Here is a 12,295-nt window from a genome sequence, read left to right as displayed (position 1 = left end):
TCAACGCGCCAGCAGTGTGCGGGCCAGTTCCAGGTCGCTCTGCTGCTGCGCGGCGGCGCTCTGCTCACGCAGGTGGGCCAGTGCGGCCTGCAGGCGGGCGCCACGGATCTGGCCGTCGCTGGCAACGAACGCAGCGGCATCGTCGCGCGCGGCCAGCACCACCTTGTCGTCACCCGAGCTGCTGCCCGAGGAGCCGGAGGAAGCACCGGTGGCAGAACCGGCCGAGGTGCCGGCGAAGCTGGAAGCAAAGCCGGCCAGCGGCAGGGACAGCAGGGCGAGCAGTAGAAGCGGACGGGTCATCGGTTCGAAGCCGGTTGTGAGGATGCGTGGAGCGTAACGGGTGCGTGAAGGATTTGCCCGGCTCAGGCGTCAAACAGCTTGCCGGGATTCAGCCGCGCTTGGGGATCGAACGCGCGTTTGACCGCTTTCATCAGCGCGATTTCGGCCGGGCCGCGGGTGCTGTCCAGGTAGCCCTTCTTGACCAGGCCGATGCCATGCTCGGCCGAGATGCTGCCGTCGAAACGCGCCAGCACCTGCGCCAGCAGCTTGGTGACGTGCTCGCACTGCGCCACGAAATCGGCGTCACTGGTGTCGTCGGGCTTGAGCACGTTGATATGCAGGTTGCCGTCGCCGATGTGGCCGAACCAGACCACGTCGAAGTGCGGGTAGGCTTGCCCGATCAGCGCCTGGGTCTCGGCCAGGAACGCCGGCATCGCCGAGATCCGTACCGAGACGTCGTTCTTGTAGGGTTTGCAGCGCGCCAGCGATTCGGTGATGCCTTCGCGCAGGCGCCACAGCTGGGCGGCCTGGGCGTCGCTGGCACTGATCACCCCGTCGCTGACCCAGCCGTTGCCCATGCAGTCCTCGAAGGCCGCCATCGCCGCCGCTTCCTGCGCTTCGTCGTTGGCGGCGAACTCGGTGACCACGTAGTACGGGTGCACCTCGTCGAACGGCGCCTGCGCGCCGTGCGCCAGCACATGTTCCAGCGCGCGGTCGGTGAAGAACTCGAAGGCCTGCAGCTGCAGGCGCGCGCGGAACGCGGCGAACACCTGCATCAGCACTTCGAAGCTGGGTACGGCCAGCAGCATCACGTTGCTGGCCGGCGGCGGATCGGTCAGCTTCACCGTCGCCTCGACGATCACCCCCAACGTACCTTCCGAACCAATCAGCAGCTGGCGGAAGTCATAGCCGCTGGAGTTCTTGATCAGGCCCTTGTTGAGCTCGAGCAGTTCGCCACTGGCGGTGACCACCTTCAGCCCGGCGATCCACTCGCGGGTGTTGCCGTAGCGGATCACGCGGATGCCGCCGGCATTGGTGGCGATGTTGCCGCCGATCGTGCACGAGCCGCGCGCGGCGAAATCCACCGGGTAGATCAGGCCGTGGTCCAGCGCGGCGTTGTGCACGGCTTCCAGCGGCATGCCGGCCTGCACCACCAGGGTGCGGTCGACCGCGTCGTAGGCCAGTGCCTTGTTCATCCTCTCCAGGCTGAGCACCAGCTCGCCGTTGGCCGCCACCGCGCCACCCGAGAGGCCGGTGCGGCCGCCCGACGGCACCACCGCCACGCCCTCGGCGGCACTCCAGCGCATCACCGCCTGTACCTCCTCGACCGTGGCCGGCAGTGCGACCGCCAACGGCGCAGGCGTCCAGCGCCGGGTCCAGTCGCGCCCGTAATGCTCCAGGTCGGCCGGGTCGGTCTTCAGCTTCAGGCCGGGACAGGCCTGCTGCAGCGAGGCAATGCGGGAATCGGTCATGACGGTCCAGCGCGGGGCGTGAAGAACGGGCAAGCGTGCCAGCGGCACGCGCCAGCGTCCAGCCCCGCAGCCGGGCCGATAGCTACGGATGCAACCAATTGCGCACTGCACCATGAGCGCCGTGATCTGGCATAGTGGTCAGCCCCTGTCCCACTGGCCGTGTTGCCCCATGTCGCCGAAGAAGACCTCGTTCCCGAAGCAGGATATCCGCGTGCTGTTGCTGGAGGGGGTCAGCCAGACCGCCGTGGAGGTGTTCAGCGCCGCCGGCTACAGCCAGATCGAAGCGCACACCAAGGCGCTGCCCGAGGACGAATTGAAGGCACGCATCGCCGAGGCGCACATCGTCGGCATCCGCTCACGCACCCAGCTCAGCGCCGAGGTGCTGGCCGAGGCCAAGCGACTGATCGCGGTGGGCTGCTTCTGCATCGGCACCAACCAGGTCGACCTGGATGCGGCCGAACTGGCCGGCATCCCGGTGTTCAATGCGCCCTATTCCAACACCCGCAGCGTGGCCGAGCTGGTGATCGCCGAGGCGATCATGCTGACCCGCGGCATCCCGCAGAAGAACGCCGAATGCCATCGCGGCGGCTGGTCGAAGTCAGCCAGCGGCAGCCATGAAGTGCGCGGCAAGACGCTGGGCATCATCGGTTATGGCCACATCGGCACCCAGGTCGGCGTGCTTGCCGAATCGCTGGGCATGCAGGTGATCTTCCACGACGTGGAAACCAAGCTGGCACTGGGTAATGCGCGTGCAGCGGCCAGCCTGGACGACCTGCTGGCACGCGCCGACATTGTCACCCTGCACGTGCCGGAGACGCCGGCCACGCAGTGGATGATCGGCAGCACCGAGCTGGCGAAGATGCGCAAGGGCGCGCACCTGATCAACGCCGCCCGCGGCACCGTGGTCGACATCGATGCGCTGGACGCTGCGCTGGCCAGCGGCCACGTCGGTGGTGCCGCGCTGGACGTGTTCCCGGTTGAACCGAATGGCAACGGCGATATCTTCGAGTCGCCGCTGACCCGTCACGACAACGTGATCCTGACCCCGCACGTCGGTGGCAGTACGCTGGAAGCGCAGGACAACATCGGCGTGGAAGTGGCGGCCAAGCTGGTGCGCTACAGCGACAACGGCAGCACCTTGTCGGCGGTCAACTTCCCGGAAGTGACCCTGCCCGAACACGAAGACAGCCTGCGCCTGCTGCACATCCACCAGAACGTGCCGGGCGTGCTGTCCAGGGTCAACGAGATCTTCTCGCGCCACAACGTCAACATCGACGGCCAGTTCCTGCGTACCGACCCGAAGGTGGGCTACGTGGTGATCGACATCACCGCCAGCGAGGAACAGGCCGCCGCCGTCCGCGACGAACTGGCCGCCATTCCAGGAACGTTGCGTACGCGCATCCTGTATTGACGCGCGCTGTATTGACGCGCGTCCCGCCTTGCACGTGTAGAGCCGAGCCCATGCTCGGCTGCGGTTCCGGCCTGCATCGAGCCGAGCATCGGCTCGGCTCTACAGGTTGCTAGCGCGCCAACCACCGGCGCGCCATGCGCTGCATCGATTCATCCGATTCGGGGTCGACCGCGACTTCGGTCACCGCCCGCCAGGCCAGGTCGAGCGATTCCTCGCTGAGCACGAAGGCCTCGCCACCCAGCGCCCGGATCACGAAACGCACGTCGTAGTGCCAGTGCCCCGGCACGTCCTTGCGCTCGGGAATCCAGTGCTTGTCCAGATCGAAGATGGCCGGGTCTTCCAGTACCAGGCCGCTCAGGCCGGACTCCTCCTCGGCTTCCTTCAGCGCCACCTGCGCCAGATCACGGTCGCCGTCGGCGTGACCGCCCAGCTGCAGCCAGCGCTGCAGCTTTCGGTGATGGGTGAGCAGCAGGCGCTGGCCGTCGGCACTGACCAGCCAGCAGCTGGCGGTGAAATGCCCGGCCAGCCGTTCGCGACGGAACGGATCTTCTGGATCGTCCAGCAATGTGCCGAATTCGGCAGCCAGTGCGTCGTGGGCGGGCTCGCGGCGGGCATAGTCCCGCAACAGGCCGCGTAGGCGATCGTCAAGCACGGCAAGGGTTTCGGCGGTCTGGCGCATGAATGGGGGCGGTTCGGAAAAATACTGCTCATTATCGCCGTTCATTGTTGCGATTGCGCTTGTGCGTTGGCTTCAGCTTTGGCTAAGGTACAGCGGGCCGTTCGCACGGCCTTCACCGTTCAAGGTTGCCGGCAACGTATCGGCGGCCCACCCCATCCGATCATTAGGAAGTACTGCATGCTGAAAGCTCTGTTGAGGGTCAAGCCGGTCCAGCCGGCCGGGCACGTCGATGCCGGCGAACCCATCGAAGGCAGCCTGGACGGCGAAGCCACGCTGAAACGGACCCTCACGGCTAAACACCTCATCCTGCTTGGCGTGGGTGCGGTGATCGGCGCTGGTATCTTCGTGCTGACCGGCCAGGCCGCGGCCAACCACGCCGGCCCGGCGGTGATGCTGTCGTTCGTGCTGGCCGGCTTCGCCTGCGCCCTGGCGGGCCTGTGCTACGCCGAGTTCGCGGCGATGATGCCGGTCTCCGGCAGTGCCTACTCCTATTCGTATGCCACCCTCGGCGAAGGCATGGCCTGGTTCATCGGCTGGTGCCTGGTGCTGGAGTACCTGTTCGCCTCGGCGTCGGTCGCGGTGGGCTGGTCGGCCTACCTGATCAGCTTCATCACCACCACGCTGCACATGCCCTTCCCGGACCTGCTCAGCGCCGCGCCCATCGCCTGGACCGGCAGCGAGTTCGTCTCCTCCGGCAAGCTGTTCAACCTGCCGGCGGTGCTGATCGTGGCGGCGGTGTCCGGCCTGCTGTACGTGGGCGTGACCCAGTCGGCGTTCGTCAACGCCATCATCGTGGCGATCAAGGTCACCGTCATCTGCCTGTTCATCGGCATCGGCGCGGCCCACATCGATCCGGCCAACTGGCAGCCCTTCATTCCGGAAAACACCGGCGTGCCGGGTGAGTTCGGCTGGAGCGGCATCTTCCGCGCGGCCACCATCGTCTTCTTCGCCTACATTGGTTTCGATGCGGTCTCCACCGCCGCCGGCGAAACCAAGGATCCCCAGCGCAACATGCCGATCGGCCTGCTCGGCTCGCTGGCCGTGTGCACCATCGTCTACATCATCGTCTGCGCGGTGCTGACCGGCATGATGCCGTACCACCTGCTGGGCACCGACAAGCCGGTGGCCACCGCGCTGGAGCCCTACCCGACCCTGTCCTGGCTGAAGACCCTGGTCGAGATCGGCGCCATCGCCGGCCTGTCCTCGGTGGTGCTGGTGATGATGATGGGCCAGACCCGCATCGCCTACACCATTTCCCGCGACGGCCTGCTGCCGAAGTTCTTCGGCAAGGTCCACGCTCGTTTCCGCACGCCCTATTGGGCCACGATCGTGGTCGGCGTGATCGCCGCCGCACTGGCCGGCCTGGTGCCGCTGAACGTGCTGGGCGAACTGGTCTCGATGGGTACCCTGCTGGCTTTCGCCACGGTCTGCATCGGCGTGCTGGTGCTGCGCTATACCAAGCCGGAGATCCATCGCCCGTTCCGCGTGCCGGCGGTGTGGATCATCTGCCCGCTTGGCGCTGCGGCCTGCCTGTTCCTGTTCTGGCAGGCGTTCGTGGTGCACTGGCACCTGTTCGTCGGCTGGACCGTGCTGGGCATGCTGATCTATCTCGGCTATGGCATGCGCAACAGCAAGCTGGCCAAGTCACCCTGATCCGCCTACGGGCCGGCCCTGTGCCGGCCCGTCCGTTTTCCCCGCGCGCCAGACACGGCGCGCTTCGACAAGACCACCACACATGTTCAAGCAACTGTGGGCCACCAAGCACCCGCATGCCGCCCATGAAGACGCCAACGGCCTGAGCCTGCGCCGCCACCTCGGCCCCTGGGGCCTGACCGCCCTCGGCATCGGTGCCGTGATCGGCGGCGGCATCTTCGTCATCACCGGCCAGGCCGCCGCCAACCACGCCGGCCCCGCGATCATGCTGTCGTTCGTGCTGGCCGCCATCTGCTGCGCCTTCTGCGCGCTGGCCTACGCCGAGTTCGCCTCGATGGTGCCGGTCTCCGGCAGCGCCTATACCTATACCTACGCCACCTTCGGCGAACTGTCGGCCTGGTTCATCGGCTGGATGCTGGTGCTCGAATACGGCGTCTCTGCGTCGGCGGTGGCGGTCAGCTGGACCGGCTATTTCCTCAGCCTGCTCAGCCAGTTCGACATCCATCTACCGGCGGCGCTGGTCAGTGCCCCACTCGATGCACAGCTGCGCCCCACCGGCGCGATCGCCAACCTGCCGGCCGCTGCGCTGGTACTGCTGCTGACCTGGCTGTGCTACGTCGGCATCAGCAAGTCATCGGCAATGAACATGGCGATGGTCGTGCTCAAGACCGGCCTGATCCTGCTGGTCATCGTGGTCGGCTGGAAGTATGTGGACACCAGCAACTGGACGCCGTTCATTCCCGCCAACGAAGGCCCCGGCAAGTACGGCATGGAAGGCGTACTGCGTGGCGCGGCGATGGTGTTCTTCGCCTACATCGGCTTCGAGGCGGTATCGGTGGCGGCGCAGGAATCGAAGAATCCGCAGCGCGACATGCCGATCGGCATGATGCTGTCGCTGGTGGTCTGCACCGTGCTCTACATCGCGATGGCCGCGGTGATGACCGGCCTGGTGCCGTTCCAGCTGCTGGGCACCGACGAACCGGTGGTGACCGCGGTGGCCGCGCATCCGCAGCTGGGTTGGCTGCGCTGGGTGGTCGAGGTCGGCGCGCTGGTCGGCCTGTCCTCGGTGGTCCTCGTGATGATCATCGGCCAGCCGCGCATCTTCATGATCATGGGCCGCGACGGCCTGCTGCCGCCGGTGTTCACCAGGATCCACCCGAAGTACCGCACCCCGCACATCAACACGGTGATCACCGGCATCGGCATCGCGCTGCTGGCGGCGCTGTTCCCGCTGGACATCCTGGGCGAGCTGACCTCGATGGGCACGCTGATCGCGTTCGCGGCGGTGTGTGCCGGCGTGCTGATCCTGCGCCGCACCCAGCCGGACCTGCCGCGCCCGTTCCGCATGCCGATGGCCTGGCTGATCTGCAGCCTGGGCGTGCTGAGTTGCCTGGCCCTGCTGTCGGCGATGACGATGCACAACTGGATGCTGATGGGCGTCTGGACCTTCGTCGGTTTCGTGATCTATTTCTGCTACGGCTTCAGGCACAGCCGTCTGCGGGGTAAGTGAGGTTTTCTGCATTGCAGGGCCTGCGGCCCTGCACCCGCCTTTGAAGCCGGAGCAACGGCAAGAGCGGGACTGTGGGTTTGGCGGGGAGGCATGGGTTCGCGGGGGACGCCGCAAGTACGTCCATGTAGGCTTGGCAGCCGCATCCATGCGGCTGACACCCCCGCGAACCCATGCCTCCCCGCCCCTGACAGTCTCCCGGCGCGTCCGGTAGATCCACGCCATGCGTGGATGAAGCGTTCCCGGAAACGAATGTATCGGGACGAATCTTCTGTAGAGCCGAGCCATGCTCGGCTGCGAGCAAGCGTAGCGCCGCGACCCGCTTTTCGCTCTTCCTTCTTCACTCCGTGGCCGGCCGCACGCCGGAACCTGTCCGAGGCGGGGCGGGTGGGCCGTGCAGGGGCGTGAGCCGCATGGATGCGGCGACCGAGCTTACAGGGACGTACTTGCAGCGTCCCCTGCACGACCCGCCCGCCCCGCCAACCCCATGAACCGCTCTACACGACCCGCCACGAGGGGCTCAGCCGTTGGCCGAATCCAGTAAAATCGTCGGCATGAACGCCCCCACCTTCCCCTACGACACCGCGCGCCTGAGCGAACTGGCCCAGCTGCTGATCGACAACGTCCGCGAACTGGCCCATGCCGGCTGGACCCCGGCCACCAGCAGCAACTTCTCCCACCGCCTGGACGATCGCCACGCGGCGATCACGGTGTCCGGCAAGGACAAGGGCCGCCTGATCGAGGACGACATCATGGTGGTGGACTTCGACGGCCAGGCCGTCGGCCGTCCGCTGCGCCCGTCCGCCGAGACCCTGCTGCACACCCAGTTGTACCGCCGCTTCCCGGAGGTCGGCTGCGTGCTGCATACGCACTCGCCGGTGCAGACCATCGCCTCGCGCCTGTACGCGCCGCAGGGTCATGTCCGCCTGGAAGGCTACGAGCTGTTGAAGGCCTTCGCCGGCAACAGTACCCACGAAATGGCCATCGATGTGCCCGTGTTCGCCAACACCCAGGACATGAACGTGCTGTCGAAGCAGGTCGATGACCTGCTCGACCGGCGGAACCTGTGGGGCTATCTGATCGATGGCCACGGCCTGTACGCCTGGGGCCGCGACATGGCCGAGGCACGCCGCCACCTGGAAGCGTTCGAGTTCCTGTTCCACTGCGAACTGGAGCTGCGCAGGCTGCGCGGCTGAACCGGCGCGCAGGTGCAGATGCCGATCCGGAATCTGCGCCCTACACCCACCCTGCTACCCTGTCTTCCCCCCGAGACGTTCAAGCTGCCGCCATGAGCCGACTGCGCATCTACGACGACACCCGCCCCGATTCGCCGCTGCTGGACACCCAGGACGGCGCGGTCATCACTGCCGAGCTGCAGAAGATCGGCGTCACCTTCGAGCGCTGGCAGGCCACCGCGCCCGTCGCACCGGGCGCCAGCCAGGAGGAAGTATTCGCCGCCTACCGCGCTGACATCGACCGCCTGGTCGCCGAGCGCGGCTTCAAGAGCGTGGACGTGGCCTCGATCGCCCCGGACAACCCGAATCGCGCCGAGCTGCGCAAGAAGTTCCTCGACGAGCACTTCCACAAGGAAGACGAAGTGCGCTTCTTCGTCGCCGGCTCGGGCCTGTTCACCCTGCACGTGGGTGACAAGGTCTATGAGATCGAGTGCGTGAAGGATGACCTGATCGCCGTGCCCGATGGCACCACCCACTGGTTCGACATGGGCGAGGAACCCAGCTTCGTGGCGATCCGCTTCTTCACCGAGCCGGATGGCTGGGTCGGTCACTTCACCGGCACCGACATCGCGCAGAAGTTCCCTCGTTACGTACCCACCCAGGCGTCCTGATCCATGCAAGCCCGCGTCATCCTGACCGATATCGAAGGCACCACCAGCAGCATCTCGTTCGTCAAGAACGTGCTGTTCCCCTATGCGCGCAAGGCATTGCCCGCGTTTGTCGCCGAGCATGGCCAGCAGCCGGACGTCCGCCGCTGGCTGGATGCGGTGGCAACCGAGATCGGCGGTGCCTGCCAGGACAGCCTCGTGGCCGAGACGCTGCAGGGCTGGATCGACCAGGACCGCAAGCACACCGCACTGAAGGCGCTGCAGGGACTGATCTGGGACGAAGGCTACCGCCGTGGCGACTACACCGCGCACTTCTACCCGGAAGTAGCGCCGGTGCTGAAGGGCTGGCACGCCTCCGGGCTGCCGCTGTACGTGTACTCCTCCGGCTCGGTGCCGGCGCAGAAGCTGTTCTTCGGCTTCAGCGATGCCGGGGACCTCAGCCCGCTGGTGTCGGGCTGGTTCGACACCGAAGTCGGCGGCAAGCGCGAGGCCGACAGCTACCGCCGCATCGTGCAGGCCATCGGCGTACCGGCCGGCGAGATCCTGTTCCTGTCCGATGTGGTGGAAGAACTGGATGCCGCCCGCGAAGCCGGGCTGCAGACCCGCCTGATCGATCGCCTGGATGATTACCCGATGCCGCGTACCGGGCAGGCCGCCAACGGCCACGAACGGGTCGAGAATTTCCAGCAGATCCAGCTGTAAGCAAGAAAAAGGGGACGGAGGGGATTAAGTCGTTTGTGGCACACATGGGCCACAAACGACTTAATCCCCTCCGTCCCCTTTTTTGCTCAACGGTCGTTGAGGGTCTTCACCTTCAGCGCTTCGCGCAGGGTAACCAGATCCACCGGGCCGCGCACCGCGATATCGCGGGTTTCACCCGGCAGCAGGTCCAGCAGGTTGTCTTCGACCTGCACATCCAGCGCGCCGAAGTCGATCCACGCCGCGCGCACATACGCCGCGCTTTCCAGCCGCAGACGATAGTGGTCCCCTTCGATGGACAACGTGGCCTTGAGTTTCTGCCGCGGCAACACCTGGTCCTTGGCTTCAACGAAACCGACCACCTGCCGCGCACTCACGTTGCCGTCCTGCAGCAACTCGAACACCGCCACCGTACGCATCGGGTCGGCACCGGCCAGCAGCTCCGCATCGCTGAAATCGCCCATCGGGGTGACACCCGCCGCCGCCAACGTCACCGTTTCCTCGCGACGACGCAGCACCTTCCCTTCCACGTCCATCACCCGCAGACGCCAGCGCGCATCCAGTGCGGCACCGTCGTTGATCAGGCGCACCCGCGTGCTGCCCTCGTCGCGCAGCGCTGCCACCGTCACTGGCGCGAAGAAACGCCGCGCGGCGAAGTGCAGCGCCTTCCAGCGGCCGAAATAGTCCACGCTGGACCACGAGGCGCCGGGCCAGACATCGTTGAGCTGCCAGTACAGCGAGCCCATCGTGTACGGGCGCGAGGCGCGATGGTGCAGTGCCGCCAGAGCGATGCCATCGGCCTGCATGACCTGGCTGAGGTAGACGAAGTCCTCGAAGTCCTTCGGCGTACCGTAGCCCAGCTCGATGTAGTGCAGCAGGCGGCTGTTGCCCTCGCCCGCCATGAACTTCTGGTGCGCACGGATCACCGGGCTGTCGATGCGCTGCTCGGCGCGGGTGGCGATCTGGTCCACCGTCGCCACCGACGGCCACGCCTGCAGCCCGTACTCGGACATGAAGCGCGGCGTCTCACGCAGGTAGGCCTGCACCGGCAGCGCCGGATTGCCCCAGACCTGCCAGTAGTGCTTGTCGCCGCGGGTCGAGTCGTTGGCCTTTTCGTCAAGATCGTTGCTCGGTGAACTGGACCAGTACGGCACGCCCAGCCCTTCCTCGCCCACCACCGCGCGCAGATCGTTGCCGAACAGGTCGACATAGCCCTGCCAGACCTTCGCTGCAAACGCCGGGTCGGCCGCCTTCAGGTCGCGACCATGGCCCCAGTCCTTCCAGGCGGTTTCTTCCTCGTTGTTGCCACACCACAGCACGATGCTGGGGTGGTGGCGCAGACGGCGCACGTTGTCGCGTGCTTCGGCCACCACGTTGGCACGAAACGCCGGATCGTAGCCCGGCTGCATGCCGCCGCCGAACATGAAGTCCTGCCACACCAGCAGGCCCAGTTCGTCGGCGATGTCGAAGAACGCGTCCTCCTCGTAGTAGCCGCCGCCCCAGTTGCGCAGCATGTTCATGTTGGCGTCGCGCGCGGCCGTCAGCACCTGGCGCAGGCGTGCGGCATCGACGCGCGCGGGGAAGGCATCGAACGGAATCACGTTGGCGCCCTTGGCGAAGATCTCCACGCCGTTGATGACGAAGGCAAAGCCCTGCCCGCCCTTGCGGTCTCCCTCGCGGCGCAGTTCGACCGTGCGCAGCCCGATGCGCTGCTCGCGCGCCAGCTCCGGCGCGCCACCTTGGTCCAGGCGGGCCTGCACCGTGTAGCGGTCCTGCGCGCCGTAGCCGACTGGCCACCAGCGCCGCGGATCGGCCAGTTCAACCGGAACCTCGATGCTGTTCTGGCCGGGCTTCAGCAGCACCGTGCGCTGCACCTGGGCCACGCTGCGACCCTGCGGATCGCGCACATCGACATTGACCACCGCAGAACCGGCAGCGTCGCCCTGCTCTACTTGCAGCAGCACGGCCAGCTTCGCCTGCTCCGCGCTCAATGCATCCGTGCGCACCGCAAGATCGGTCAGGCGGTGCGCGTCCCAAGCCTGCAGATCGATTCCGCGCCAGACGCCGGCGGTGACATAGCGCGGACCCCAGTCCCAGCCGAAGTGGTAGGCCGGCTTGCGCGCGAAGTTGCCGACCATCGCGTCCTTCGGCTCATCGCCATACGGCGACGGATAGTTGCCAGCGATCTTGTGCGGCATTGCCTGCACGCCCGGCAGCAGGGTGCGGATCGGCGAACGGAACACGATCTGCAGTTCATTGTCCCTGGCCCGCAGGCGCCCATTCACGCGCGCGCGCCAGGTCCGGTGCGCGTTGTCCGCACGCAGCAGCGGCTTGCCGTTGAGGCTGACGTCGGCGTAGGTATCCAGACCGTCGAAGCGCAGCTCGGCATTGGGCTTGGCCAGCGTCGCCGCATCCACGTCGAAGCGCGCGCGGTACTCCCAGGCGGCCAGGCCGATCCATTGCAGTTCGGCCTCTGGTGCGCCGACATACGGATCACGGATCAGTTCGTGAGCGAGCAGGTCGGTGTGCACGCTGCCCGGCACCGTCGCCGCCCGCCATTGCTGCAGACCTGGATGAGCGGCGCCCTGCGCGTCGCCGGGCAGCATGCGGAACTCCCACTGTGCCTGCAGCGGCGTGGCAGCGACCGGGAAGGCGGACGCCGCGATCAGCAGCAGGAGCAGGCGGACAACGAGGGGAAGGCGATGCACGGGATGCTCCTGTTATTCCGCCGGGCATGGTCGGGCGCTACCTG

10 protein-coding genes are annotated in these 12,295 nt (G+C 66.7%); 6 read left to right on the top strand and 4 right to left on the bottom strand.

Annotated features, from left to right (window positions below; genetic code table 11):
• Both ROV93_RS04210 and ROV93_RS04205 read right to left on the bottom strand, forming a co-directional pair.
• Entirely contained in the window at nucleotides 1–300 is a 300-nt protein-coding gene (locus tag ROV93_RS04210) for a DUF2388 domain-containing protein (protein ID WP_065196996.1), read from the bottom strand.
• A 62-nt stretch (nucleotides 301–362) separates the two neighbouring features.
• On the bottom strand, nucleotides 363–1,751 hold the full coding sequence (locus ROV93_RS04205) for an FAD-binding oxidoreductase (RefSeq protein ID WP_072169007.1): 1,389 nt from the start codon (nucleotides 1,749–1,751) through the stop codon (nucleotides 363–365).
• A gap of 169 nt (nucleotides 1,752–1,920) precedes the next feature.
• Here ROV93_RS04205 and serA point away from each other — a divergent pair, with 169 nt between their 5' ends.
• A complete protein-coding gene (gene serA, locus ROV93_RS04200) occupies nucleotides 1,921–3,162 on the top strand; it encodes a phosphoglycerate dehydrogenase (protein ID WP_180890609.1) in 1,242 nt (413 codons plus the stop codon).
• Between the two features lie 109 nt (nucleotides 3,163–3,271).
• Here the strand turns inward: serA and ROV93_RS04195 are convergent, their stop codons facing one another.
• The gene (locus ROV93_RS04195) at nucleotides 3,272–3,886 is read right to left on the bottom strand and encodes an NUDIX hydrolase (protein ID WP_080376960.1); all 615 of its coding nucleotides are present in this window, start codon (nucleotides 3,884–3,886) and stop codon (nucleotides 3,272–3,274) included.
• 132 nt (nucleotides 3,887–4,018) lie between these two features.
• On the opposite strand from ROV93_RS04195, the gene ROV93_RS04190 reads away from it, so the two are divergent.
• The 5 genes from ROV93_RS04190 to mtnC all read left to right on the top strand — a co-directional run bounded on the left by ROV93_RS04190 (nucleotide 4,019) and on the right by mtnC (nucleotide 9,546).
• A complete protein-coding gene (locus tag ROV93_RS04190) occupies nucleotides 4,019–5,494 on the top strand; it encodes an amino acid permease (RefSeq protein ID WP_005416354.1) in 1,476 nt (491 codons plus the stop codon).
• Between the two features lie 82 nt (nucleotides 5,495–5,576).
• A complete protein-coding gene (locus tag ROV93_RS04185; RefSeq protein WP_053500013.1) occupies nucleotides 5,577–7,004 on the top strand; it encodes an amino acid permease in 1,428 nt (475 codons plus the stop codon).
• A gap of 551 nt (nucleotides 7,005–7,555) precedes the next feature.
• Nucleotides 7,556–8,197: a methylthioribulose 1-phosphate dehydratase gene (locus ROV93_RS04180; protein ID WP_072169086.1), complete on the top strand. Its 642-nt coding sequence runs from the start codon at nucleotides 7,556–7,558 to the stop codon at nucleotides 8,195–8,197.
• Between the two features lie 92 nt (nucleotides 8,198–8,289).
• A complete protein-coding gene (locus ROV93_RS04175; RefSeq protein ID WP_065177596.1) occupies nucleotides 8,290–8,847 on the top strand; it encodes an acireductone dioxygenase in 558 nt (185 codons plus the stop codon).
• Between the two features lie 3 nt (nucleotides 8,848–8,850).
• The gene (gene mtnC / locus ROV93_RS04170; RefSeq protein WP_061479251.1) at nucleotides 8,851–9,546 is read left to right on the top strand and encodes an acireductone synthase; all 696 of its coding nucleotides are present in this window, start codon (nucleotides 8,851–8,853) and stop codon (nucleotides 9,544–9,546) included.
• A gap of 86 nt (nucleotides 9,547–9,632) precedes the next feature.
• On the opposite strand, the gene ROV93_RS04165 is transcribed toward mtnC, so the two are convergent.
• The gene (locus ROV93_RS04165; protein WP_072169085.1) at nucleotides 9,633–12,251 is read right to left on the bottom strand and encodes a glycoside hydrolase family 2 protein; all 2,619 of its coding nucleotides are present in this window, start codon (nucleotides 12,249–12,251) and stop codon (nucleotides 9,633–9,635) included.
• Nucleotides 12,252–12,295 lie beyond the last annotated feature (44 nt).

Source organism: Stenotrophomonas maltophilia group sp. msm4, from assembly GCF_032025605.1.
In the GTDB taxonomy this organism is placed as follows: Bacteria; Pseudomonadota; Gammaproteobacteria; order Xanthomonadales; family Xanthomonadaceae; genus Stenotrophomonas; species Stenotrophomonas sepilia.
Note: the sequence above shows the minus strand (reverse complement) of the source record. Positions and strands in the feature narration are given on the sequence as shown.

What these genes read in the sequence shown, in the direction of transcription:
- serA (WP_180890609.1), top strand. Translation starts at nt 1,921, where the DNA reads ATGTCGCCGAAGAAGACCTCGTTCCCGAAGCAGGATATCCGCGTGCTG.
- ROV93_RS04185 (WP_053500013.1), top strand. Translation starts at nt 5,577, where the DNA reads ATGTTCAAGCAACTGTGGGCCACCAAGCACCCGCATGCCGCCCATGAA.
- ROV93_RS04195 (WP_080376960.1), bottom strand. Translation starts at nt 3,886, where the DNA reads ATGAACGGCGATAATGAGCAGTATTTTTCCGAACCGCCCCCATTCATG.
- ROV93_RS04180 (WP_072169086.1), top strand. Translation starts at nt 7,556, where the DNA reads ATGAACGCCCCCACCTTCCCCTACGACACCGCGCGCCTGAGCGAACTG.
- mtnC (WP_061479251.1), top strand. Translation starts at nt 8,851, where the DNA reads ATGCAAGCCCGCGTCATCCTGACCGATATCGAAGGCACCACCAGCAGC.
- ROV93_RS04205 (WP_072169007.1), bottom strand. Translation starts at nt 1,751, where the DNA reads ATGACCGATTCCCGCATTGCCTCGCTGCAGCAGGCCTGTCCCGGCCTG.
- ROV93_RS04175 (WP_065177596.1), top strand. Translation starts at nt 8,290, where the DNA reads ATGAGCCGACTGCGCATCTACGACGACACCCGCCCCGATTCGCCGCTG.
- ROV93_RS04210 (WP_065196996.1), bottom strand. Translation starts at nt 300, where the DNA reads ATGACCCGTCCGCTTCTACTGCTCGCCCTGCTGTCCCTGCCGCTGGCC.
- ROV93_RS04190 (WP_005416354.1), top strand. Translation starts at nt 4,019, where the DNA reads ATGCTGAAAGCTCTGTTGAGGGTCAAGCCGGTCCAGCCGGCCGGGCAC.